This is a genomic window from Saccharospirillum sp. HFRX-2, assembly GCF_043196805.1.
GTDB lineage: Bacteria > Pseudomonadota > Gammaproteobacteria > Pseudomonadales > Natronospirillaceae > Saccharospirillum.
In genome coordinates this window covers 1,123,953-1,149,516 of sequence record NZ_JBEBMU010000001.1, presented here as the reverse complement: position 1 = coordinate 1,149,516, position 25,564 = coordinate 1,123,953, and the positions used below count along the sequence as shown (strand labels likewise).

General features: G+C 53.7%; 20 protein-coding genes. 11 read left to right on the top strand and 9 right to left on the bottom strand.

All coding sequences use genetic code 11. The annotated features are described in order from the left end of the window. Positions 1-14 precede the first annotated feature (14 nt). The 4 genes from ABMA60_RS05340 to ABMA60_RS05325 form a co-directional block, all read right to left on the bottom strand. Positions 15-1,022: an ABC transporter permease gene (locus ABMA60_RS05340; protein WP_392799777.1), complete on the bottom strand. Its 1,008-nt coding sequence runs from the start codon at positions 1,020-1,022 to the stop codon at positions 15-17. Next, positions 1,019-2,524, bottom strand: a complete 1,506-nt coding sequence (locus ABMA60_RS05335; protein WP_392799774.1) for a sugar ABC transporter ATP-binding protein — start codon at positions 2,522-2,524, stop codon at positions 1,019-1,021. The genes ABMA60_RS05340 and ABMA60_RS05335 overlap by 4 nt, the downstream gene beginning before the upstream one ends. A gap of 92 nt (positions 2,525-2,616) precedes the next feature. Next, a complete protein-coding gene (rhaS, locus tag ABMA60_RS05330; protein ID WP_392799771.1) occupies positions 2,617-3,612 on the bottom strand; it encodes a rhamnose ABC transporter substrate-binding protein in 996 nt (331 codons plus the stop codon). A gap of 55 nt (positions 3,613-3,667) precedes the next feature. After that, positions 3,668-4,465 (bottom strand): DeoR/GlpR family DNA-binding transcription regulator, encoded by a 798-nt coding sequence (locus ABMA60_RS05325; RefSeq protein WP_392799769.1) that lies wholly within the window; start codon positions 4,463-4,465, stop codon positions 3,668-3,670. A 244-nt stretch (positions 4,466-4,709) separates the two neighbouring features. On the opposite strand from ABMA60_RS05325, the gene ABMA60_RS05320 reads away from it, so the two are divergent. The 3 genes from ABMA60_RS05320 to ABMA60_RS05310 all read left to right on the top strand — a co-directional run bounded on the left by ABMA60_RS05320 (position 4,710) and on the right by ABMA60_RS05310 (position 9,387). After that, positions 4,710-6,809 carry a bifunctional rhamnulose-1-phosphate aldolase/short-chain dehydrogenase gene (locus tag ABMA60_RS05320; protein ID WP_392799767.1) on the top strand — a complete coding sequence of 700 codons (2,100 nt, stop codon included), beginning with the start codon at positions 4,710-4,712 and terminating at the stop codon, positions 6,807-6,809. 63 nt (positions 6,810-6,872) lie between these two features. Then, positions 6,873-8,168: an L-rhamnose catabolism isomerase gene (gene rhaI / locus ABMA60_RS05315; RefSeq protein ID WP_392799764.1), complete on the top strand. Its 1,296-nt coding sequence runs from the start codon at positions 6,873-6,875 to the stop codon at positions 8,166-8,168. A gap of 67 nt (positions 8,169-8,235) precedes the next feature. Further along, entirely contained in the window at positions 8,236-9,387 is a 1,152-nt protein-coding gene (locus ABMA60_RS05310) for an L-lactate dehydrogenase (protein ID WP_392799761.1), read from the top strand. Positions 9,388-9,480: 93 nt separating this feature from the next. On the opposite strand, the gene ABMA60_RS05305 is transcribed toward ABMA60_RS05310, so the two are convergent. The 3 genes from ABMA60_RS05305 to ABMA60_RS05295 all read right to left on the bottom strand — a co-directional run bounded on the left by ABMA60_RS05305 (position 9,481) and on the right by ABMA60_RS05295 (position 13,501). Next, positions 9,481-10,293, bottom strand: a complete 813-nt coding sequence (locus ABMA60_RS05305) for a LysR family transcriptional regulator (RefSeq protein WP_392799758.1) — start codon at positions 10,291-10,293, stop codon at positions 9,481-9,483. Between the two features lie 354 nt (positions 10,294-10,647). Then, positions 10,648-12,300, bottom strand: coding sequence for a hypothetical protein (locus ABMA60_RS05300; RefSeq protein WP_392799755.1), 1,653 nt, complete (start codon positions 12,298-12,300; stop codon positions 10,648-10,650). A 163-nt stretch (positions 12,301-12,463) separates the two neighbouring features. Beyond that, positions 12,464-13,501 carry a hypothetical protein gene (locus ABMA60_RS05295; RefSeq protein ID WP_392799752.1) on the bottom strand — a complete coding sequence of 346 codons (1,038 nt, stop codon included), beginning with the start codon at positions 13,499-13,501 and terminating at the stop codon, positions 12,464-12,466. A gap of 282 nt (positions 13,502-13,783) precedes the next feature. Between ABMA60_RS05295 and ABMA60_RS05290 the strand changes: the two genes are divergently transcribed. Next, complete coding sequence (locus ABMA60_RS05290) at positions 13,784-15,385, top strand: alpha/beta fold hydrolase (RefSeq protein ID WP_392799750.1); 1,602 nt, start codon at positions 13,784-13,786, stop codon at positions 15,383-15,385. Positions 15,386-15,607: 222 nt separating this feature from the next. On the opposite strand, the gene ABMA60_RS05285 is transcribed toward ABMA60_RS05290, so the two are convergent. After that, positions 15,608-16,540: a sterol desaturase family protein gene (locus ABMA60_RS05285; RefSeq protein ID WP_392799747.1), complete on the bottom strand. Its 933-nt coding sequence runs from the start codon at positions 16,538-16,540 to the stop codon at positions 15,608-15,610. A 158-nt stretch (positions 16,541-16,698) separates the two neighbouring features. On the opposite strand from ABMA60_RS05285, the gene ABMA60_RS05280 reads away from it, so the two are divergent. The 6 genes from ABMA60_RS05280 to ABMA60_RS05255 all read left to right on the top strand — a co-directional run bounded on the left by ABMA60_RS05280 (position 16,699) and on the right by ABMA60_RS05255 (position 22,493). Next, on the top strand, positions 16,699-17,700 hold the full coding sequence (locus tag ABMA60_RS05280; protein WP_392799745.1) for a helix-turn-helix domain-containing protein: 1,002 nt from the start codon (positions 16,699-16,701) through the stop codon (positions 17,698-17,700). A gap of 152 nt (positions 17,701-17,852) precedes the next feature. Beyond that, the gene (locus ABMA60_RS05275) at positions 17,853-18,845 is read left to right on the top strand and encodes a FecCD family ABC transporter permease (protein WP_392799743.1); all 993 of its coding nucleotides are present in this window, start codon (positions 17,853-17,855) and stop codon (positions 18,843-18,845) included. Between the two features lie 28 nt (positions 18,846-18,873). Next, positions 18,874-19,836 (top strand): ABC transporter substrate-binding protein, encoded by a 963-nt coding sequence (locus tag ABMA60_RS05270; RefSeq protein ID WP_392799740.1) that lies wholly within the window; start codon positions 18,874-18,876, stop codon positions 19,834-19,836. Beyond that, positions 19,833-20,654 (top strand): ABC transporter ATP-binding protein, encoded by an 822-nt coding sequence (locus tag ABMA60_RS05265; RefSeq protein ID WP_392799738.1) that lies wholly within the window; start codon positions 19,833-19,835, stop codon positions 20,652-20,654. The genes ABMA60_RS05270 and ABMA60_RS05265 overlap by 4 nt, the downstream gene beginning before the upstream one ends. Next, positions 20,632-21,396 carry a class I SAM-dependent methyltransferase gene (locus ABMA60_RS05260; protein WP_392799736.1) on the top strand — a complete coding sequence of 255 codons (765 nt, stop codon included), beginning with the start codon at positions 20,632-20,634 and terminating at the stop codon, positions 21,394-21,396. Before ABMA60_RS05265 ends, ABMA60_RS05260 begins: the two co-directional genes overlap by 23 nt. 530 nt (positions 21,397-21,926) lie before the next feature. Continuing rightward, on the top strand, positions 21,927-22,493 hold the full coding sequence (locus ABMA60_RS05255; protein WP_392799734.1) for a hypothetical protein: 567 nt from the start codon (positions 21,927-21,929) through the stop codon (positions 22,491-22,493). 310 nt (positions 22,494-22,803) lie between these two features. On the opposite strand, the gene ABMA60_RS05250 is transcribed toward ABMA60_RS05255, so the two are convergent. Next, entirely contained in the window at positions 22,804-24,441 is a 1,638-nt protein-coding gene (locus ABMA60_RS05250) for a methyl-accepting chemotaxis protein (RefSeq protein WP_392799732.1), read from the bottom strand. A gap of 425 nt (positions 24,442-24,866) precedes the next feature. On the opposite strand from ABMA60_RS05250, the gene ABMA60_RS05245 reads away from it, so the two are divergent. Continuing rightward, positions 24,867-25,229, top strand: coding sequence for a hypothetical protein (locus ABMA60_RS05245; RefSeq protein ID WP_392799730.1), 363 nt, complete (start codon positions 24,867-24,869; stop codon positions 25,227-25,229). Positions 25,230-25,564 lie beyond the last annotated feature (335 nt).

The window sequence follows — 25,564 nt, the reverse complement described above, 5'->3', positions numbered from 1 at the left end:
CGTATTTTCCATGATCAGGCGGCCTCTACTTTTTGCGCACCGCGGGCGGTCACAGCGCTGCGCAAAATGATGCGGCCCTGACGACGTTCAGCGCTGGAGTTGGCGATCACGGCGACGATGATCACCGCGCCGGAAATGGCCATCTGCCAGAACGGCGACACACCAATCACCGGCAGCGCATTGTTGATCACACCCAAAAAGAGTGCACCCAACGCACAGCCAATCACCGTGCCGATGCCACCCATAATGCTGATGCCACCGATCACACAGGCAGCCACCACCTGCAACTCAAAGCCATTGGCAACATCGACATAGGCAACGGCAAAACGCGACACCCATAAATAGCCACACAAACCGGACAGCGTGCCGGACACCACAAAGGCCTTGAACTGCACCTTGCCGACGTTGACGCCGGTGTAAAAAGCCGCGGTTGGGTCACCACCGGCGGTGAAGAAATCGCGACCGCTGCGCCAGTGGCGCGTCGCAAAAAACAGCAGCGCGACGATGGCGATGGCGATCCAACTCATCATCGGCAGACCGAGCACGATCTGGCGCGGCAAGTCGATAAAGGATTCACTCATCTGGTGAGCATTTACCCAGGCGCCGTCGGACAGTAAAAACACACTGCCGCGATAGATGCTCATGGTGCCAAGCGTCACTACGATAGCCGGCACGCCGACAATCCAGACAAAGAAGCCGTTGATGGCACCGAGCACCGCGCCCATCGCCAAGGCAAACAACATCAGCAACGGAATGGGTACACCGGGAAAAGCGGCGTTGATCATGCCCACGGCCATGCCAGTCAAAGCAACGTTGGCGGCGACCGACAGATCGATGCAGCGCGTTAAAATAACCAGCATCTGACCCATAGCCAGAATCATCAAAATCGAGGTGTCGTTGAAGGTGCCAACCAAACTGGTCAGCGACAGAAAATCCGGTGTGATCACGCCGACGGCGAGAATCAGCACCACTATGACCAACGCCAAAAAGCGCTCACGGTTTTTCAAAATAGCGGACATCATGCGGCCAGCCCTCCGGTTGCAGCAGCGACCACAGCTTCGGCCGTGGCGTCTTCGCGACTGAATTCACGCACCATCAAGCCTTCGTGCATCACCATGATGCGATCGGCCATGCCCAGCACTTCCGGCAGTTCAGAACTGACCATGATCACCGCTAGGCCGTCTTCGACGAGTTCAGACATAAAGCGATGCACCGCTGCCTTTGACCCAATATCGATGCCCTTGGTCGGTTCATCGAGAATGATCACCTTGGGTTGCGTCGCCAACCATTTGCCGATCACAACTTTCTGTTGATTGCCGCCCGAGAGGTTGGAGACCTTCTGATCCCAGCTGGAAGTTTTGACTTTTAAGCGTTCGCCATAAGCGCGCGCCAGTTCGTATTCGCGCGCCTCGTTCAATACGCCCTTGGGGTTCAGCTTGCTTAATTGTGGCAGAGAGATGTTCTGAAAAATCGGCAGATCGAGAATGGCGCCCTGTTGTTGGCGTTCTTCCGGCACATAGACCAGGCCACTGGCGATGGCGTCGGCCGGTGAACGAATCTGAGTGGTCTTGCCCTCGATAAGCACTTCGCCGGTGGCGGCTTTCGACAAACCATAAAGCGCCTGCATGATTTCAGTCCGGCCGGAACCGACCAGGCCATAGAAACCCAGAATCTCGCCAGCACGCACTTCGAAATTAATATCGGCGAATTCGGTTGGGTGATTGAGGTGGCTGACCGTCATTACCGGCTCACCAATTTCGACCGTCTGCTTGGGAAAGGTTTCACTGACGCTGCGCGCCACCATCATTTCCACCAGCTCGGTTTCGTTGACGTTGCTGATCAAACCTTCGCCGACAAAATTGCCATCGCGGTAAACGACATAGCGATCGGCGATGGTAAAAATTTCATCGAACTTATGACTGATAAACAGAATCGCCTTGCCGGATTTTTTCAGCCGCTCGACGATGCCGTACAACTCTTCAATTTCATGGTGCGACAGCGCCGCCGTCGGTTCATCGAGAATCACCACCTGCGCATCGACCGATAAAGCGCGGGCAATAGCAACCATATGCTTCTGACCAATGCTCAAACCTTTTAACTGAGCTTTTGGGTCCAACGGCGCATCAATGTCGGCGAGAATCTCACGGCTGCGCTGATACATGGCCGGCCAGTCGAGACGACGCAGCGGCCCACGCGTTATGTAGTTGCCGGCGAAAATATTTTCCGCCACCGAGAGTTCATCGAACAACACGGTTTCCTGGTGGATGGCGGTAATACCCAGTTGCAGCGCGACTTCCGGATCGCTGATTTCGACATGCTCACCCTTCCAGTACAGCTCGCCGCCGTCCGGCTGATAGATGCCGGTCAGGGTTTTTACCAGAGTGGATTTGCCGGCGCCGTTTTCACCAACCAGGGCGGTCACTTCGCCCGGATACAGATCGAGCTTGACGTTATCGAGCGCTTTGACGCCAGGAAATACCTTGCTGACATCGCGCAGCGACAATACTGCTGAATTCGTTGTCATGGTCGTTATCTTTATTGTTGAACCGACTGTATTCGGGTGCCCATTTGGACACCCGTTGCTTCTTTCTCACGGAAAATTTGCAGATTTTCCGCTTAGAAAATGTCTGCGAAATCCGCCACATTGGAAGCGTCATAGACGAACGGATCGGACATAGCGGCATTGCCATCTTCGTCCAGTTCGGCAAGGCCCATACGTCCCATCTCAACGTAGTTTTCGTTGACGTCGCCCTGAACCAGGTTGTAGGCAATCATGGTGGCGGCGTAGCCCAGATCGATCGGGTTCCAGATGGCGAAATTATGGATGGCACCGCTTTCAACGTGGCCCGCCAATTCAGACGGCAAACCGAGACCGGTGACATAAACCTCACCGATGCGGTCTTCATCGCTCACTGCCTGAGCGGCAGCCAGAATACCCACGGTGGTTGGAGCCACGATGACATCCAGGTTCGGATGGTTGCGCATCAAAGCGACCGCTTCGCGATAGCTTTTATCGGCCAGGTCGTCACCGTAGACGGTATCGACCAATTCCAGCTGGGAAAATTCCGGCAGCGCATTTTGCATTTCCTCGATCCAGATGTTCTGGTTGGTCGAGGTCGGCGTTGCACTCAGGATCGCCATCTCGCCAGAACTGACGCCCTTGGCTTCCAGAGCATCGGCGGCCAGTTTCACATTCATGCGACCGATCAGTTCGTTGCTGGACGGATTCAGGTGAATGGAGCGACCTTCCGGGGCAACACCAGAATCCCAGGAAATGACTTTAATGCCGCGCTGCTGGGCGCGTTTGAGAATCGGCACCAGAGCGTCCTGATCGTTGGCAGAAACAGCAATGGCATCAACGCGCTGGGCGATCAGTGAACTGATCACTTCGATCTGGCCTTCGGCGGTGGTGGTGGTCGGGCCGGTGTAGATGATTTCTACATTACCGAGTTCTGCGGCGGCTTCCTGAGCGCCTTCATTGGCAGCTTCGAAGAAACCAATACCGAGGGCTTTTACCACCAGGGCAATGCGCACATCGTCTTCAGCGTGAGCGGGTGACATCAGGGCAATAGACAAGACCGCAGCAGCGGCTGCGAAAAGTTTCTTACACATCTTGTTCTCCAATTATTGTTGTTTTACCCCGCCGCTTTGTGCTGGAACTCAGCGGTCAGTCGGGGTCGGCCGTATCGGCATTTTTATTGACAATTGTCAGCTGGCAACCAGCGTCTTCAATCATCTTGCGACTTTTGGGGTCGATGCCGTCATCGGTGATAACGATATCGACGCGTGACAGTGGGCAGACAATCAGATTGCTGCGATTCTCAAATTTGCTGGAGTCGATCAACAACACACGTTGGTCGGCCTGGTCCATCAATTTCATCACCGCTTGCACAATCTGGGGGTCTGCTTCCATCACCCCCTGAGGACCGACGCCCTGAGCACCGATAAACAGCATCGAAGCGTAGAAGCGACTCGACACATCATTCGGAAACGGGCTCAGAATGATGTTTTGCTCGCGGTAGACACTGCCACCGGGCAAGGTCACGACACACTTGCTGCGTTTCACCAACTGCTCGGCCATCACGAACGAATTGGTCAGCACCTGCAATTTGCGCGTGCGCATAAACTCCGCCATAAAGTTGGTCGTCGTGCCGCCACTGATGGTGACCGACGTCCCGTCTTCGAGCAGGTCTACCGCTGCGCGCGCTATGGCACGCTTGGCCTTAGCGTTAATCATCTGATTAACCGAGTAAGGCCGACCGACCAGGGACGTGTTGGCTGGCGGATGCAATGCCTCCGCCCCACCACGGACCTTTTTCAGCTTTCCTTGCCGGTGCAGTTCATTGATGTCCCGCCTGACGGTGGCTTCCGAAGCGCCCAGCAATTCCACCAGATAACCCAGGGTGGCGATGGGTTTTTCTTCAACTTCCGCCAGAATGATCCGGTGGCGTTCAACTTCGTGCATCGGCTGTCCTCACTCGTCACTATATTTCACAATCGCTCACGCGCAAGCTCTTTTTGAAGTTTTTTGATTGGTATTGACAGTTTCAGGGCTCGGATTAATACTTTCTGTCAAATTCGATCAGCTGTATGCGCAGTCTGAGCTATTTTAACCAAAGATGACAGCCTGTACGGGCCTGAAAGCCGCGTCACAAGCGGCTATACCCGCGCAGAAACAAGGCTGTCCCAATAACAACAGAGGTGCCTCGATGCCCACGCAGCCTGCCAATCAGATTCCCAATAACTGGGATGATGCCAAGGCCAAAACCCTGTCAGCAGCCGAATGTTTGCAATATCGCTCAAATCTGCTCGGCGCTGACATGCGCGTTACCAACTACGGCGGTGGCAACACTTCCGCCAAGATCGTTCAGCCCGACCCGCTGACTGGCGAAGATGTCCGTGTGCTCTGGGTCAAAGGATCGGGGGGCGATATTGGCAGCATGGGCCTGGATGGTTTCTCAACGCTTTATCTCGATAAGCTGGAAACACTGAAGCAGTTCTATAAAGGTGAAGAGTTTGAAGACGAAATGGTCGGCTACCTGCCACACTGCACCTTTAACCTGAACAGCCGCGCCGCCAGCATCGACACCCCGCTGCATGCCTATTTGCCTTATGCGCACGTCGACCACCTGCATCCCGATGCGGTCATCGCCATCGCTGCCGCCAAGAACAGTCGCGAACTGACCGAAGTGATTTACGGCCAGGACATCGGCTGGCTGCCGTGGCGCCGCCCCGGTTTTCAGCTGGGTCTGGAACTGGAAAAAATTGCCCTCGAAAATCCGCACCTGAAAGGCGTATTACTCGAAGCGCATGGCCTGTTCACCTGGGGTGACAGCGCTAAAGAATGCTATGAAACCTCGTTGGAAATGATCAACAAAGCACAAGCCTGGCTGGATGAAAAACTGGCCGGCAAGGCGGCGTTTTCCGGTGCGCGTTTCGACAGCCTGGATGAAACCAAACGCCGTGATATCGCCGCCAAATTGATGCCGGTGATCCGCGGCAAAACCAGCGCCAAGCAACGTCAGATTGGCCACTTTAACGACGCCCCCGAGGTGCTGGAATTCGTCAACTCCAACGACCTGAAAGCGCTGGCCGAACTGGGCACTTCCTGCCCGGATCATTTCCTGCGCACCAAGATCAAACCTTTGGTGGTCAACTTCGACCCGAGCAAAGACAACCTCGATGCCGTTATCGCCGGTCTCGACGATCAACTGGCCGACTACAACCGCGACTACGCCGCCTATTACGAGCGCTGCAAGCGCGACAACAGCCCGGCCATGCGCGACTCCAACCCGGTGGTCTATCTGGTACCGGGCGTCGGTATGCTGACCTTCGCCAAAGACAAAGCCACGGCGCGCATCGCCGGCGAGTTCTACATCAACGCCATCAACGTCATGCGTGGCGCTGCCGGCGTCAGCGAATACATGGGCCTGCCCGAGCAGGAAGCTTTCGACATCGAATACTGGCTGCTCGAAGAAGCCAAGCTGCAGCGCATGCCCAAGCCGAAGGCATTGGCCGGCCGCATCGCCATTGTTACCGGCGGCGCGGGTGGTATCGGTCAGGCCACGGCGGCTCGATTAATGAACGAAGGCGCCTGCACCGTGTTGCTCGATATCGACGCCGAAAGTCTGCAAAACGCTCAGGCGCAACTGGCTCAGCAATTTGGCAAAGATAACGTCTCGATTTGCCGCATGGACGTGACCGATGAAAGCCAGGTTGAAGCGGCGCTGGCCCACGCCTGTGTCGCCTTCGGCGGTGCCGATATACTGGTCTCGAACGCCGGCATTGCGTCCTCGGCCCCGCTGGATGAAACCAGCCTGGAGCTGTGGAACCGCAACCAGGCAATTCTATCGACCGGTTATTTTCTGGTCACACGCGAAACCTTCAAGGTGCTCAAGCAGCAAAAAATGGGCGGCAATATCGTTTTCGTCGCCAGCAAAAATGGCTTGGTTGCTTCCGCCAATGCCGCGGCTTATTGCACCGCCAAAGCCGCCGAAATTCAGCTCGCGCGCAGTGTCGCATTGGAAGGTGCGCCACTCGGTATTCGTGCCAATGTGGTCAACCCGGACGCGGTATTGCGCGGTTCAAAAATCTGGACCGGCAAGTGGAAGGAAGAACGCGCCAGCGCTTACGATCTGAGTACCGATGAACTGGAAGACCATTATCGCCAGCGCAGCTTGCTGAAGCTGAACGTTCTGCCCGAAGACATCGCCGAAGCGATCTACTTCTTCGTCAGCGATGCCTCAGCCAAATCGACCGGCAACATTTTGAATGTCGATGCCGGCCACGCGCCGTCCTTTACGCGTTAAAACCGTCTTTTAAGCTTTAAAAAAATTGCGATAAAAGCCACAACAAAATCACAGGTAAGCAGCATGACAACAACAATGATTTCCGCTGACCAAATCCAGACCGACAACGATCAACGCTCGGCAAACCTGAACAGCGACTACCAGGCGCTGGGCGAAAAACTCGCCCGGCGTGGTGTGCAAATCGACGCCGTAACAAAGCTGGCACAGCAACTGGAAGTGGCCCTGCCCTCCTGGGGTGTGGGTACCGGCGGCACGCGTTTCGCGCGTTTTCCGGGCCTGGGCGAGCCGCGCAACATCTTCGAGAAACTCGACGACTGCGCCGTTATCCAGCAACTGGGCACGCTGACACCACGCGTCTCACTGCACATTCCCTGGGACAAACCCAGCGATGCCAGCGAACTGCGCGACTACGCCATAGCGCGCGGTCTGGGTTTCGATGCGATGAACTCCAACACCTTTCAGGATCAGGCCGATCAAAAGCACTCGTATAAATACGGCAGCCTGACGCACGCCGATGACGCCACCCGCCAACAGGCGATAGAGCACAACATCGAAGTAATTGAACTGGGCAAACAACTGGGCTCGAAAGCGCTGACGGTGTGGATCGGCGACGGCTCCAACTTCCCCGGCCAGCAACATTTTTCCGACAGCTTTGGGCGCTATCTGGACAGCGCTAAAAAAATCTACAGCGCGCTGCCGGACGACTGGAACATGTTGATCGAACACAAAATGTTCGAGCCGGCGTTTTACTCCACCGTTATTCAGGACTGGGGTTCAAACTATCTGGCGGCGAAAGAAACCGGCGAGCGCTGTCTGTGCCTGGTCGATCTCGGCCACCACGCACCGAACGTCAACATCGAAATGATCGTCGCCCGCCTGGCCCAGTTCGGCAAACTCGGCGGCTTCCATTTCAACGACAGCAAATACGGCGACGACGATCTGGATTCCGGCTCCATCGATCCCTATCAACTGTTCCTGGTGTTCAACGAACTGGTCGATATTCAGCGTAACGACAAAACTTTCGCGCCGTTTTACATGCTCGATCAATCGCACAATGTCACCGACCCGATTGAAAGCCTGATCTACAGCGCTGGTGAAGTGCAGCGTGCTTTCGTTAAAGCATCGCTAGTCGATCGCGAAGCGTTGGCGGAATATCAACGCACCAACGATGCGCTGATGGCGCAAGCAACCTTGAAGGCTGCTTTCAATCTGGACGTCGAGCCAATCCTGCAGCATGCACGTAAAAATGCCGGCGGCGCCATCGACCCGATTGCCAGCTACCGCGCCAGTGGTTATCGCCAGGCTTGTGCTGAACAACGTCCGGTAGACGCCAGCCGTTCCGGCTCTGGCATCGTTTAAGCAAGCGCGACTTTTCATCGCAATTCTTGACCGCCTGCGGGCGGTCTTTTTTTGGGAGACAATAACAATGAAGCCCTGCGATATTCACGACTACCAGCAACTCGCCCGCCGCCGCGTGCCGCGTATGTTTTATGACTACGCCGATTCCGGCTCCTGGACCGAATCGACCTACCGCGCCAATGAAACGGATTTTAATAAACTGAAATTCCGCCAACGCGTCGCCGTCGATATGACCAACCGCTCCACCGCCACCACCATGATCGGCCAGAAGGTCGCCATGCCGGTGGCGCTGGCGCCGACTGGGTTAACCGGTATGCAGTGGGCCGATGGCGAAATTAAAGCCGCCAAAGCGGCCGAACAGTTTGGTGTACCTTTTACGCTGTCGACGATGAGTATCTGCTCGATTGAAGACATCGCCGCCCATACTGAAAAGCCGTTCTGGTTTCAGCTCTATGTGATGCGCGACCGCGACTTTATCGGCCGGTTAATCGACCGCGCTAAAGCTGCGGGTTGTTCGGCGTTGGTGATTACGCTCGATCTGCAGATTCTCGGCCAGCGTCATAAAGACTTACGCAATGGCTTGTCGGCGCCGCCGAAATTTACCCTTAATTCGATCCTGCAATTGATGAGTAAACCGGCCTGGGGTTTGCGGATGTTGGGCACCAAACGTCATGGTTTCGGCAATATCGTCGGCCATGTCAGCGGCGTGGAGGATTTGTCATCCTTGTCAGAATGGACGGCGAAACAGTTCGATCCGAAGCTCTCCTGGGACGATATCGCCTGGATCAAAGAACGCTGGGGTGGCCCGGTGATTCTGAAAGGCATTATGGACCCGGAAGATGCCAGGTCAGCCGTCAAAACCGGCGCCGATGCGATCATTGTCTCCAACCACGGCGGTCGGCAATTGGACGGTGCGCCGTCGAGCATCGAAGCCTTACCGGCGATCCTCGATGCCGTTGGCAACGACATCGAAGTGCACTTCGATGGCGGCATTCGCAGCGGTCAGCAGATCTTAAAAGCCATCGCTCTGGGTGCACAAAGCACCTACATCGGCCGGGCCTTTTTGTATGGCTTGGGTGCGGCGGGTGAACAGGGCGTCACCGATGTGCTGAACATCCTGCACAGGGAATTGGATATCTCGATGGCGCTCTGTGGTGAGCGGGATATTCTCAATGTCGGCCAACACAATCTGGTGAATCCGCACGTTTATTCACGTTAATAAAAAACCGGAGCATTGCTCCGGGTTAGCCCTTCTACTGATTCTTCCATAACAGCTTGGGTTGCCCAGAAATGACTATAGGTGGTTCAGTGTTTATCCCAGAACCTCGCATAGACGATCAATCGCCCGACGTACCTGCGGTAATTCCCTCGCCTGCTGGTGCACAACCAGCCAGCGATCATGGCTGAGCTCGGAAACCACCTTACCGCGACGCACTAACGTCGGTTGGGCATCGCCCACAAAGGTTGGCAGCAGTGCCACACCGGCACCCGCCAATGCCAGATCCAGGCTGTTGCGTGGCGCATTGACCTCACACACAGCATCGGCGCCGGCATGCCGGTCTACCCAGCGTGCCGAAGGGGTATCGACCAATACCTTTATCCATCGCAACGGCGCCTCTGCCTGTCCATAGGGTGCAAACTCGACCGGCGCCAACTTGCGACACACCAGAGATTCTTCTGTCGGTCGCTTGTTGCGAAACCCAATAACAACTTCCCGATGCGAGATATTTAAAGGTTCTTCTGCTGCCATAAAACGCAGCAAAATATCAGCCGGCTCACCCTGAAGAAAATGGATGTGCGGCATCAGCGCCAGCGTCGTCCAGCTACCGGCCGACAACTTCACCAAAGGCCGTTCGGCTTGCGGAGATAATTGACCCAGTGGCTGAAGTCGATTTTCCACTTCAGTCAGAGAGGCCAGCAGCGTCTGGCCATCCTGAGTCAGTTCGTAGCCCCTGTCGTGACGAACGAACAACTCGCACTGCAAGGCCGCTTCCAGCGCTAACATCCGCCGACTGAGGGTAGCGGCACTTCGCCCCACTCGTTTTGCCGCCGGCGATAAGCCGCCTTCACGCGCTACAGCAAGAAACAATTGCAGATCACGCCAATCCATATCCTTTTCATTCATGAAAAGACCATTCTGTTTCGTTTTATTCCAGTGCAGAGCATAGACCGATAGCCTGAGGCACTGTCAAGTAACGAAACCAAAGGCCAACTATGTTCGTAATAACACCCAGAGAGCGGAAACGCACACCCACGCCTCACACCAGTGGGCGCTATAACCACCAACCCTTTAACGATGCAAAACCCTGCCAAGCATTGGTTGAGGAGGAAGAATATTTATCTCGCCACGCCAATGACCTGCCGGTTTTCGTCAGGAGAATTCAATACAGCTGGAAAAAACTCAGACACTTACTCAGCCGGCCGGGCCCGCTCTAGGTCGGATACTGGGAATAACCGACTGTGGACCCGGCCGTTTTATTTACTCAAATAAATTGGAAAACAAATCGCCACTGACTTCTTTACGCCAAATAGCCATTGCGTGACCACTTTGCCCCATGGCAATCAGCGGTTCGGTGGAATCGCCAGCACCATCGGCCTCTATTTGCTCCGGCATTCCCCAGCCACTGGTCGGTGTATAGGTACTGGTCCATATCGTCTTGTTACCCGCGATGGACTGCCGCCAGACTACGATGACGTTGCCGTCACCATCCTGAGCGATCTGCGGCTGCTCACCACTCTCAACACCTGTTTCCGACGGAAGATTACTCAGCGCTACGCCTCTCCACTGGCCATTTGGTTTATGCGTAATAGCCCATACCCGATTAGTACCGAAACCATCATCCTGCGACCAGACAATCATGACCTGCGTGCTTTTATAGGCCATCAACTTAATACTGTCAGAAACAACGTTGCCCGCATTTTCGACATCCACCTCCACAGCGTTACCCCAACCGTTGGCATTGGTTGAAGGGCTATAGGTGTTAATCCAGACACTATTGGATGCCTTATCGACTCCCTGCTGCACCCAGGCGACTACAACATTGCCGTTGCCATCGATCGTCAGTTCAGGGGAAAACGCCGCTTTGTCTGCTTCGTCTGATTTGAAATTTATTAAAAACGCCTCATTGTTTCCATTTCCAAACCAAGCCTTTTTCTCCGAGTCATAAAATTTTCCACGGACCTGATTAACATTGTTTTCATCCGCTTCCAGCCAAACAGCAACGGCATCACCATTGTGGTTCATGGCAACCTGCACGTCTGAGGCATCGCCCAGTCCGTCGTTGACTATTTCACCATTGGAAAAACCCCAGCCGGAATCTCGATCTGCGATAGCATAAAAGACTTGGTTATTACCCGTCTCAGCATCAGCTTGTAACCAAAGCACTATGACATCGCCCTGATCGTTGGATGCCACCTTGGGTTCGGAGACATCACCTGTTTTAACAATTTGAGGCGGTTGAGTAACATCCTGATTATGACGGACAAAGAGTATTTTAGAGTCACTCCCAGCGTCTTCTTCTTCCCAAACGACGTATAAATCACGATCCCCCTGGGAAGATAATTGCGGATTGGTTGATGGGCCTGATACCTCACCGTTTAATTGTTTAATCTCAAACCAAGTACCGGAATCCTCCTTGTAGAGGTTCGCCCATATATCGGAATCATCACTGGTATCACTCACCTGCTGCCAGACCGCAATGGCGTGTCGCTGATCGTCTTTATCTACTACCATCTTTGTGGTCTTGCTCGCCACCTTCTGAAAGATCGCCTGCTCTGTACGCCAGGAACGACAACGAACCTCTATATCATCGATGTTTTTTCCCAGTACCACACCCGTGCCGTTCTGAATCTTACAGATCTGCACGCCCGGTTGTTCGGCAACATCAACAGAGTATGAATCACCTTCCCTTAGTTCTTTTTTAAAAGAAAACTGGCGACCGATTACATCAACCACTTCGCCGCTTTGACTGACAATTTTCAACCCCTCGGCCGCGAGCTCTCCTGAAATAAACCCGCCAATCCGATAGGTATCATCGGAATAGGGTCGTGTCTCACAGCTGGCACACAACACTGTCATCAGTCCGATCAAGACAGCCTTACAAAGGACTTGAATTTTATTATTGATACGCATGTCGCAACCTCCAACCTGTTATTGCCATCCTTAGGTACGTTCACTGCATCGTTGATGATGTCCTTAACCATCAGACAGATAAACATCAACGAAACTTCGACGGTGAAACCCAGGTACCTCTATCATTTCCAATAATCACCAGGTATCCCGGTGAGGCTGTCGATCAAACGCCGACTTCCGAACTCCTTTGCATCCGCGCTCTTCGATCGGAACTGACTTCACTCACTAACAGGCTGCCCAATAAATATTGAGCAATGCGATAGGGATCTGCCTTGGCACGCGGGCGTTGATCGACAACATATCCGGATCGTTCCATCACCACAGAAGCTGGAATCCGAAAGGCTGAGTGGCGACTGGTATAGCCCGGGTTAAGGTCTTCAGATCGATAGAACTGCCGCTTGAATTCGTTACTGCCCCGGTCCACTATTTCCAGGTTTTCGAGCACAGAGATGATGCGTTGAATCTCTGTGATGCCACCCACTTCGCTTCTCGTTTTAAGCGTTGAAATACTGATACTCAGCGGTGCCGGGGCGTTTAAGCTGTCGTAAACAACGCTTTGGTGGTCCTGTTGTGCAATCTGCTCTAACAAGTAGCGGGCAACCCATAGATCGTCGGCAACTTCCAATGGATCGTGCTGATCACTGTCATCACGCACACCCAACTGAAATACCCAGTGATCTTCATGCGACGACAGATGCCAACTGTGCAGATGCAAACCGGCATCCAGACAGGCATTGGCATGAGCTTCGGCAATACGGGCACGGGTTTGGGATTGCAGGTCTTCGTCAAGCGTCGGCTCGCCGTTACCAGCCTCATCAGCAACCAGGCTATAGTGCTGCACAAAACCCACCCACGGCTGGTGAGCTATAAGCCTAATGTTGTCCAGCAACAGTCGTAGCCCGGAACGATGGCTGGTTGCATGTGCATAGCCAGTAGCATCGTTAACCTCGCACAGTACAAGGTAATTTCGCCCGCCTTTAAAAGGATTGACGTACTGCCGGACAGGCACCAGATGCAAATTCTCGTTGCCTCCTTGATCAGTCAAGCTGCCATCAAATGTCCAGCTGGGATAATCTTCGATCTGAGGTTCATCCGGTAACGACAGGACACGCACCTTACTTCTAACCCTCGCGGCGTACCGGCCTCCATCCACCCATATATAATCGACCGAACTGAAGTTGCTGCGATTAAATTTCGTCATTTTCTCCCTCACTTGTCTTTCACCTACCCGGGTTGTTTTACGATCACTTTCCGGGTAAAAATGTCCGCCAGTTGATGAGCTTCCATGCCACTGTTGGCTCTTCAATACGTCTCTACATCAGTGTTTTCACCGCAACATCCCTTCTCCTGAGATGCCCCGATACGAACGAAGATAACTTAAGACCGTTTAATTGAACGTTTAAACCATCGTTGTATTTCTTTGGCTTCGTTTGAAAAAAGCTCGGTTTTAGGTGTCTTTACACTTATGACCCAGGGGTTCTATATGACACTGACGATCAGAACGATGGGCGGGCTGTCGATTTACCAGGATGGCCAACGCCTCGACCTACCACGCTCACGAAAGACAAGAGCACTCTTGGCTTACTTGGCGATCTCGGAAAAAACGTTTCGGCGTGACCAATTGTGCGAGTTTTTCTGGAAGGAGCCGAACGATCCGCGCAGCACCCTGCGCTGGTCGCTCAGCAAGATACGGCCGTTGGTCAACCAGTCCGACAAGAAACGACTGGTCGCCGACCGCGAGCAAGTATCACTGCTGACTTATGATGTCTTTATCGATATCCGCGAAATGGAACTGAAAACCAATGACCCCTTCACCACAGCGCAGGAGCTCGAGAGCATTAGCGAGTCTCTGGAGGAGACTTTTCTGGATGGCACAGAGCTGCCCGACCAGGACAAGTATCAACGCTGGCTGATGGTCAAGCGCCAGAGCCTGGTGCAACTCAAAACCAGAGTTCTGCACCGGCTATCAACCCACCCCGAACTGTCCACCATAAAACGCTTGCAATGGGCCCGGCGGCGACTGCAGATGGAACCATTCAATCCCTCTGCTGCCACTCGCCTGCTAACGCTGCTGGAATCGCTTGGGCTCAGCAAGGAACTGGAAGAGCAAAGCATTGAGCTGACCATTCGTTTCCGCAATGCCGGCATTGCCTGGTCGGCAAAAAAACGAGATGACAACGTCATTAATGGCTCACTCAATGCCGATTTACATGACTATAAAGAAGCACTCAGCAATACCGGCCCGAAACAGAAGATCGAGTTCTGTGCCACCAAAGACAATGTGCGCATTGCCTATGCTTCCGCCGGCAGAGGCAAACCAATCGTCAAAGTTGCAAACTGGCCAAACCACATTGATTACGATTGGGAGTCGCCCATTTGGAGCCCTCTGTTCCAGGACCTGGCAACAGACCATCGTTTTGTCCGCTACGATCAACGCGGCAGCGGCCTTTCCGAGTGGGAAGTTGAAGACCTGTCTTTCGAATCCTCTGTCAGTGACCTGGAAACCGTTGTAGCCGCATCCAATACGAATCAATTCGCATTGTTGGGTATTGCTCAGGGCGCCGCTGTGGCCATCGCCTATGCGGTAAAACACCCTGAAAAAGTGTCCCATCTGATCTTATTTGGTGGCTATGCGGTCAGTTCCGGGTTAACCGCCAGCGCCGATACAAAACGCGAGAAGGAAGCACTGATTACACTGGCCAAGTCCGGCTGGTCGCGCGATAACCCGGCCTATCGGCAGATCTTTTCTTCGGTCTATATTCCCAACGCCAACACCAACGAACTGGCTTGGTACAGTGAATTCCAAAAAGCAACGACGTCCCCGGAAAATGCCGCACGCCTGTTGACCAATATCGATCAGATTGACGTTCGCGATCTCCTGGCGAAGGTGACGGTTCCCACTCTGGTCCTTCATGCCCGAGGCGACCAACAAGTCCCTATCGGAAACGGCTTGGAACTGGCGGCACAAATTCCCAATGCGGAATTTCTCAGTCTCGACAGCAATAATCACTCACTGCTGGGAAGGGAGCCCGCTGCGAAAGTGTTTCTGCAGGCCATTAGAAATTTCGTCGACAAAGAGTCCTAGTCAGATGTTCGAAGCTTAGTTTTCACCAGGTATCTTCACTGAATGGTAATGCAACGACGACTACTGAATTAGAGCGAATGCGAGATCATTACCCTCGAGTATTCGTCGTTGAATACCACCATTCATAAAATACAACTCTGTTTTTTAAAGTAGCGCCAAGGCAGTGACAGAGTATTGAGCTTTCCAGAAACTGAACGTCTCTTTATTCCAATCCAGCAGCTTTTAATCAGTTTTTGAATGCCGCTGCCACTCCGGTGGTTTCCACAGATGCTGTAACCGCTGCAGCCACGGACCACCAGGGGCGGCCATGGCTTTGAACAGGTCCCGGTATTCATGGCACCAATTGACGATCAGGTTATGGCTATAGACCGGGCGAGTAATGCCGTATTCCACCGGTTCATCATCGCGCTCCGATACAAAGGTTCCGAAGCAGCGATCGAATACGATAAAGACGCCCCCGTAATTACGATCGATATAACCCGGGTTTCTGCCATGGTGCACCCGGTGGTGACTGGGCGTATTGAACAACCATTCGATCATCGGATGCAGTCGGCTCACCAAAGTGGTGTGAATAAAAAACTGATACACCAACGACAGCGCATAGCACACGCCGATCCATACCGGATTAAAACCAAGCCACGCCAATGGCACATAAACCAACCAGCCGCCGTTAAAAATATTGGTCGCGTTCTGACGCATGGCGGTGGAAAAATTCATGCGCTCAGAGGAGTGATGCGTCACGTGCGCCGCCCACAGCCAACGTACACGATGTGACGCCCGGTGAAACCAGTAAAAACAAAAGTCGGTCAGCACCCACAGCAGTGCAGCCGTCACCCAGTTCAAGGGAATGTCCAGCAGGCGGTAATGGTAAGCCAGCGCATAGACCGGGAAAGAGATCACTCCGGCAAACAACAACTCAGTGGTTTGGTAACCCGCGCCCAGCATGAAATTACGGACGGATTCACGAGCATCAACTCGTACCGGGTCGTGACGGATTTTGAAGTATTCCCACAAGAACAGGCCAATAAAGAAGGGCGTGGCGACCACGAAAATCAGCTGCCGCTCATCAATGGCCAGCCAGGGTGCCAGCGCTTGCCACACGCTGGCGAGACCGCTGTCGTGCCAAACCGCCTGGAATATCGGCATCAAGGTCATGGAGCATCTCCGGTCTTATTATTATGGGTTTGGCAAAGCTACCGTTTCGGCGAATGCCCGTTCATCTCTGCTAATAGTGCGCTGCGGCACGGATGTTTAATTGACGAATGATGCCTAGTTTTTGACAATTTGTGCCAAGGTCAGCAAGGAGATCCAAGATGGCCACAAACATCCGTGTCACCGGCGCCTGGGTACAGTTATTAAGCGATTGGCTGGATCAGCAGAACCTGCCCGCGCCAGAGCTGCGTGTGGTGCTCGATAGCCGCAGCCCGGCCGATGTTGTGGCTTTGCCGTTGTGGCGAAGCTTGCTGGCAAACGCCGTGGCACTGCGTCCGCAGCAGTTGGCGCCGGGTTTGGCGATTGGCGCGCTGGTGCAACCGCGACATTTGGGTGTCCTGGGTTATCTCACCCTGACCTGCCAGACCTTGGGCGAAGCCATGCTGGCGTATCAGCGCTATGAAAGCCTGTTTTACGGCCAGGATCTGGTTGAGGTGATTGGCGAGGCGGAAGACATCAACCTGCGCTGGCCAGCATCGGCTTCGGTGGGCGACCTGGCCGACAGCGTCTCCATTGCCGCCCTGATCAGCTTTATGCGTCGACTGGTCTCACAACCGCCATCACTGACCGGGGTCAGCTTTGTCTTTCCCGCCCCAGCACCGGCCGTGCAGCAAACCTATGAAGACTTTTTCGGTTGCCCGGTCAACTTCGAGGCCAGCCACACCAGCGTCCGATTTCCTCAGGCGTTACTCGACGTTCGCCTACCACACAACGACGCCAGCCTGCGCACCCTGCTCGACCGCCAGGCTCAGGCGCTGCTGCAAGCCCTGCCCGACTCAGACAACTTTGACCGCGCCTTGCAACACGCCATGGTTCGCTTGCTGCACGAAGGCCAGGTCAGTCTGAAACGGGTAGCGGCGCAGTTGCATGTCTCAGTGCGCACCCTGCAACGCCGCTTGGCACAGCGGCAACTCAGCTGGCAAACCCTGCTCGACCGCACCCGCGAACAACTGGCCAATCATTACCTGGCCGACGCTTCTTTAACGCTCAGCGAAATTGCCCTGTTGCTGGGATATTCCGAGCACAGCGCCTTCAGCCGCGCTTATCGGCAGTGGACCGGGCGGACACCCGCCCAGGTGCGGCGTACGACGATTCCGCAGTAACGGCAGTATTTCTAACTGCCGACGATAATGCTATGTTGTAACATCGCCTAGCCATACAGACTGTTTGTTCCGTGTCGATCCCGACAACCGCACCCAACCAAACCACTGCCGCAGCTGCCGGGGTTTTAACCAGCAAAGGTTCCCGCGGCGTCATGCTGGCTCTGGCCGCACTGCTGTTTGCCACTGCCATTATTGCCATTGGCACCGGGCCGGTTGGTTTGCATCCAACAACGGTGATGCGCGTGCTCGGGCATATGCTGTTCAATCACCCCACCGAGGCCGACTGGCCTGCCAGCACGGAAGCCATTATCTGGATCAGCCGCTTGCCTCGGGTGTTAATGGCCATGGCCGTAGGCGCCGCTTTGGCCATGGCCGGAGTTGTGCTGCAAGCCATCATTCGTAATCCGCTGGCCGATCCTTATGTGCTGGGCATCAGCTCCGGCGCTTCGACTGGGGCGGCTATCGCCATCGTGTTTTTCACCGGCATTGGCGGTTTGGCCCTGCTCAGTGGCGCTGCCTTTGGTGGTGCTTTGCTGGCAACCCTTATTGTTCTGCTGCTCGGCGGCTTCGGTCGCAGCGCCAGCCCACTGCGTTTGATTCTGGCCGGCATGGCCGTCGGTTATGCCTTCAGCTCGATCACCAGCTTTATCATCTTTGCCTCCGACTCCCCCGAAGCCAGTCGCTCGGTCATGTTCTGGATGCTCGGCTCGCTGGCCAACACTCACTGGCCGACGGCCCAATTCTCTGCACTGATCGCGCTGCTTGCCGTCTTGATTCTGATGACCACCAGCCGCTTTCTCGATGCCCTCGCCGAAGGCGATGAAAGCGCGCTGGCCTTGGGTATTTCGCCCCACGCCACCCGCCTGGTGTTGATGCTGCTGGTGTCGTTGGTCGTCGCCATCATGGTAGCCGGCGCCGGCAGCATTGGCTTTGTTGGCTTAGTAGTGCCGCACCTGGCGCGTTGGCTGGTGGGTGTTCGCCATCATCGATTACTGCCTACCAGCGCCTTAATTGGCGCCACCGTTCTGGTGCTTGCTGACCTTGGCGCCCGCACCCTATTTGCGCCCCAGGAAATGGCCATCGGCGTGGTTACCGGCCTGGTCGGCGCGCCCTTATTACTGCTGTTACTGAATCGCGCTCGTTGAGCGCACTTATCCACTCACAGGAAACCTTATGCAACGACATCTCACCGCCCTGACTCTAGCGCTCAGTTTTTGCGCCACTCACGCCCTGGCCGATACCAACTACCCATTGCAACTGGATAACTGCGGTCAAAGCCTGCAACTGAATGGCCCGGCCGAGCGCATTTTTCTGGTCAACAACAGCGACATCGCCCTGCTCAGCGAACTGGATGCGCTGGACCGCGTAATCGGCCGAACTAACGACCCGATGCCGGGCATTTACGACGCCGAGGTTTACGATCAGCTCGAAAATATTCCGTTAATCCAAACCACCACCAACGCCACCGGCGGCGCGGTTATCTCACTCGAATCTATTTTGGCAGCCGAACCCGATCTGGTGCTGGCACCGGAAAACGCCGTCGATCGCCAACTGCTGGCCAATGCCGGTATCGCGCTTTATTCCGCGCCGGCGTTTTGCAACAGCAGCACCCGCGCAGCCGATGACGTGGCTGATTTCGATTGGGTTTATCAGCAACTAACCAGCTTCGGGCTTCTGTTGGATGAAGCTGAGTTGGCCGAACAACGCATTGCTCAACTGCAACAAAAAGTCGCTGCCCTGGCGTCCGATCTGCCCGAACAAAGCCCGACTGCCATCGCGCTTTATGTATCGCGCGGCGGCAAAGTGCTCAGCCCCTACGGCGCCTTTAGCATGGTGACGCCGGTGTTCCGCGCAGCCGGTTTGAACAACCTCTACAGCGACGAACCGCAGCGGGTGTTCGACGCCAATGTCGAAGACATTCTGGCGCTGGATCCGGACTACATCGTCATCCTGCATTCCTCATCCACGCCACAAAGCATCGTCGACGAATTCCTGGCAATTCCCGCTGTCCAAAGCCTAAGCGCTGTTAAGAACGAACGCGTTACCGCCCTGGCGTTCCCGTTGACCGACCCACCGACGCCGATGTCCATTCGCGGCGCCGATGTGCTGGCTGAGCAGATCGCCAAACTGCCATGATCAACGTCCAGGCGCTGCACTTATCACTGGCCGGTCGGCCAATACTGCAGGATGTCAGTTTCACCCTGCCAGACGGCCAGACACTTGGCGTCGTCGGTCCCAACGGCAGTGGCAAAAGCAGTTTGTTGCGCCTGTTGTTCCGGGCCTTGCGCCCGGACAGTGGCAGCGTGACCGTCGACGGTGAAAACCTCGCCCGGCTGTCGCGCCGGGCCATCGCCCAGCGCCTGGCCGTATTACCCCAGCAACGCCCGGCCGATAATGGCCAAAGCGTTTACGACCTGGTCAGCCTGGGCCGATTGCCACACCAAAACTGGTTTGCGCGAAGTAAGGCAGAAGATGATCAACACATCGCTGAAGCCCTGTTCCGGGTCGGGCTGGCAGACAAAGCACAGCAGCCCATCTCGGCGATATCGGGCGGCGAAGTGCAGCGCGCACTAATCGCCCGAGCCTTATGCCAGCAAGCCACTCATCTATTGCTCGACGAACCGACCAACCACCTCGACCTGCGCTATCAACACGACATTCTGGCGTTAAACCAAACGTTGAATCTGACCACCGTCCTGGTGCTGCACGACCTGAATCTGGCGGCGCGCTATTGCGACCAACTGTTGTTGTTAAACCAGGGCAAGGTCGTCGCCCAGGGGAAGCCAACCGCGGTGCTGACCGCTGACAATCTGCAGCCGGTTTATGGCATTCGCACCACCCGGCTCGACCGGCCATCCGGTTTTCCCCATCTTATTTTCGCTGAACCTGAGCAAGCCCGCCTTGCTTCGCATACTTTGTTAGGAGAACGCCATGACCACCACGCACGAGCCTAGTGCGCAAACCTTGCTGCAACGTTGGGACGCCCAACAAACGGCTTTTATCAAACACCGCGATCAACGCTTCGACATCATGGTCGATACCATTCGCCGTCTGGCGCCAGCACAACCACGCATTCTCGACCTGGCCTGCGGGCCCGGCTCACTGAGCCAGGCGTTATTAAAAGGGCTGGAAAATTGCCAGGTGGTTGCCGTCGATAAAGACCCGGTGCTGCTGAAAATTGCCAAGGAAATATTGCCGGCAGAAGGCAAGGCGACCGTGCTCGACATCGACCTGAATAACATCGATTGGCAACACCCCGAACTGCAAGGTCCGTTCGATGCCATCGTCAGTTCCACCGCCCTGCACTGGCTGGAACCCGACAGCTTATCGCGGCTGTATTTCCAGCTGGCACAACGGCTGCGCCTCGGCGGTATTTTTATGAATGCCGATCACCTCTACTTCGATGCTCACAACCAAACCACACTCCACCAACTGGCCAAAACAGACGACCAGGCCAACCAGGATGAAGCCTTCGGCCAGGGTGTGGATGACTGGGATCAATGGTGGGCACTGGCCGAATCACGCAGTGATTATCGTGACGCCGTCGAAGAACGCAGCCGTCGCTGGGCCAAGGACGCACCGCCAACCAAGGTGACACTCGGCTACCATCTGGAAACCCTGCGCAGCGCCGGTTTTAAGGAAACCGGCACAATCTGGCAGTATCTGGACGACTATGTAATTTGCGCCATTCGGTAACGGAGGTGGGCAAGGAAGCCCAGTCGTTAAAGTCGTTCATTCGCTGCGTTTTAACTGCCCGGGTAAACATTAATGTTCGTTCTTCGGACGTGGCGGCAAGAATCAACACGGATAAAATAATATTACAACGCCGGGACAGAGCTCGCGCCCTTGGAATATTGCTCCGCAAGACATCAAATATTCATAAGCATCTTTCTGATTACCCGCGTCTGCGAAAAATAAGTACGACACAAATCAACTAGCTGGCGGACAGATGTTTCACCAAAGCGGACAGATGTGACTACTGATTATTTGCTTTCAAAAGCCTGCCTTGATTACAGTTTTAGTACGCCAATGGAGACGAAACCGACGAAAGGATTTACTGAAAATAGATCGCTTTGAAAAACAACATCCTGAGTGTCGATGCGACGGCATAAATCGATTCTTAAGCTCTTCAAGGAGGTGAATAGAACAGAAATAAAAGATAGGGATATCAGCAATGTGCATCACCACAATCATTGATCTATATCTTTAAATAGAGGGACAACTTCATGAAAAAACTAACAACAACGCTATTAACGATCATTGGCTTTTCAGCCGCTATCCTCAACGTAAATGCAGCAGAGCTTTCCAAGGAAGTCTACGACCTTTCAAGCGCGGTCGTCGGGAACGCCGGTCGAAGTAGTGAGAGTGTAGCGGAACCAACCTATGCGCCGTCTGAGCTTGCAATAGCAGCCTCCAATCCCTCTTACGACTCCACTACAGTAACAGTAGGGGCTCGCGGTAACTATTACATTGGCTATTTGGTCACTACAGCGCCTTTTGCTTCCACCATTGATGGTGTCGAATTTTCTCTTCAGATTTATGGCATAGATTCAGCGGATGAAGAACATCTTCTGGTTTATTTCTGCCGAGGCAACGGAACCAACTGCCGTCAATTTATCGGTGAGGGAAACATCACCACAGACTCCTATGATGGTACTGCCACCTGGGCAGGAGGCACTGAGCTTTCCCCGGGATGGGAAGTCTGGGTTGGTGTTGAACCCTATGATGGCCAACAAGTCCCAATGACGCAGTTTAGTGTTGATGCTGCCGTTTGGATGGGCTGGGAAGAGTAAGCAATTTCGAAACGCCAGAGTGCTACCTGCTTAGTAGGCTCTGGCATGATCGTCTTATTAATTCGCAGTAATCTGCTATCCACTCTCTATCCATAGAAAGGTACTGTTCCGTTCTGAACAAGCAACACCGGTTCAGTTTTCTTATTAGAAAGCAGACCAATGGACTGGGAAATATTCTCGGCGATTTCAGCCTTAGAAACATATGAATAAGGTTAATTATAAAAATTAGTTTTCATGAAAGTTCCGGAAGTCGAAGCCAGCCGAAAAAGGCTCACAACCGCGTGCGATTGTGAGCCAAGACAGCCGTCTTTTAGACGGTAAAACGATCGACAGAGCGCTTCAGCGATGAGGATAAATTCACCAGATCTCTAATCAGGCTCGATGTTTTCTTCGAGCCATCAGACGTCTTGATGGCCAGCTCATTAACAACACTGACGTTCTTGCTGATGTCTGCAACCACAATGCTCTGCTCTTCAGCAGAGCTCGATATCTGAATGCTCATATCAGAGATGTTTTGAATCGCCTCCTGCATTGACGAAATCAGCGCATCGGTACTCTGCACGCTTTCACTCACTGATTGTGACTGCGCCTGACTCGAACTCATTGACTGAACGGCTTCCTGCACCACCGTCTGCAAGTTCGCAATCATGCCATTAATTTCGTTGGTGGAATGGCCAGTGCGTTCTGCCAGGGTTCTGACCTCGTCAGCCACCACCGCAAAACCGCGACCTTCTTCACCTGCACGCGCCGCCTCAATGGCTGCGTTGAGCGCCAACAGATTGGTCTGTTCGGCAATGCCACGGATAACTTCAACAATTGAATTGATTTCGTTGGTGTTGTGGTCAACTGTCTTGATGGCGTTGGCCGCCTTATCAATGTCTGAGTTCAGTTCATTCATTTTTGACACCGCAGATGTCATCGCACTTCTGGCATCCAGCGCCTGGTCGTTCGCACCCCTGGATGCGTTGGCCGTCGTTTGCACACTGCTAGCCACTTCCCGAACCGTAGCACTCATTTCTTCAATGGCGGTTGCCACCTGAGTGGTTTCAGATACCTGCACGCTACTCGCATTACTCGACTCTTCAGAGATAACCGAAATTTTCTCGGCTTCGCCGTTAATAGTATCGGCGGCACTTTTCACATCCGTGATCAGTACTTTCAATTGATCGACCATGTTTCTTAAGGAACTGTAGAGGCTGTTTACCGGCGCTTTTCGACTGACATCGATACTTAAATTACCGCCAGCTACTTTACCCAACAGTTGCGCCACCTCGTGCGGCTCACCTCCCAAGGTATTCAACAGCTCGCGAATTACGAACAAACCAATGCCGATGCCAATCAGGAAAGCCGTCAGAATGCTGTACATCAGAACGCGCTCAGTCTGAATCATCGTGGCAGTATTATCTTGATCTCGAACGGCCAAAAGATCCGATTCAATCTGCTTAAATTCAGCCATCAATGAACGCACGGAATCGAAATACACCTTACCGCGCGCTTCAGCTACGCGATTGACAACAGCCATCATCTGTACAGGAGTACGGACATTGCGGCGCATTTGAATCACCGGTTCAGTGACGTTCGCCTGCCATTCGGTCAACGTTGTTTCGACCTTACGCAACCGCTCCACCTGAGGAGGGTTATCTGAAACAGTGTTCATCAACTCATCGAGCAGAGAATAAAGTTGCGTCTCACCATTCTTATACGGATCCAGGAACTGCTCTTGCCCCGCCAGCAGAAAACCCCTCATACCGGTTTCCATATCCACCGCCGCAGCCATGATCGCATCGGCCGTCGATAGCACCTGGTAGGTATGCTTCACCCACTCTTGCGACTGCTTCACTTTTTGAACATTGGTGTATATCACAAAGCAAGCAATGGCCATTAGAACGAGCGGCATGCCAATAGCAATCATGAGTTTTGCCCGAGTTGGCAAACGCTTCCAGTACATCTGCAAGATCCTCTAACAAGGTTTTTACTTAGGTTTCATCGAGTTGAATGCGCACCCCAATACGCTGTCAGGAAAGTTAGACCAGATTTAAGAAAAAGCTAATATTCTCTCGTAAAAATTGAAAAAAATTCTTAGGTCCAGAGCAGTGCAGAAAATTGACCAGGTACAAAAGCAACTAGCGCAACCAGTTGCAATTAAGATCCGTTCCGATTGTTATTTTCGTTTTGAAAAAAATACTCTCTAACTATGTTTGATAACCGTAATAACGGAGTGTTTTGAATCGAATCAAACACCATTTGGTTTTAATAGCTCGAAAATTTAGTGGTCAATGAGTTGTTAAGAAACTTCGGGATGAAAATATCGGAGGAAACTAACTAAAGGGTGGCAATACTGCGGGAATAGCAAACTCAGGCGACCCAGAAACATTGAAGGATCTGGTTGCTGAACTAAGCGCGTCTGCGCAAAGCGGAGATTGCGTAGTCATCACCGTTCCACTCAAACTGCAGAACGACGTGCCCTGGCGTGACGGCAGCTATCCGATGATCGATTCGGGCGAGAAAACCGAACCCGAACTCAGGCAGGAGCAACTCCCCACCTCGAAGGTTGCCAAGGCATTCACTCATATCCAGGCGCCAAGGCTGTTTATTTCTGCAAGCTCAGAGGGAACGCCCGGGCGTCATGCACTGTCGGTGTATCGCAATCATCCTGAAGCTGTGGAATTTGTACGCCGGTTTTACAACCAACTCGGTTTCGATACCGTAGATAACAGTCCTCTTAGCGAGGCTTAGCGCAGTGCTCCAGGTCAACCTGCCTGGCATGCACACGAGCAGCAAAGGAAAGAAGAATTGGCGGACAACCTAAAGAAATCTCACAAGGTGTTTCGTCTTGAGGTAGGTCAGAAAGGACGACTGCCTTGCATAGTGCAGCAAGTGGTCGAGAAATCGCAGGCCTACTAAATGCGGAAAGTTGATCAGTCGGTGTGCCCCAGACCCTTCACTTCAGTTCAGTTCAGTTCTTTACCGAAGACTGCTATGCGAACAACACCAGCCCCTTTAAGTGGCCTATCGGGTACCAAAGGAAAAATAAACTTGCCCAAGTAAGTGCAGAAAAATGCTCTTAAAAC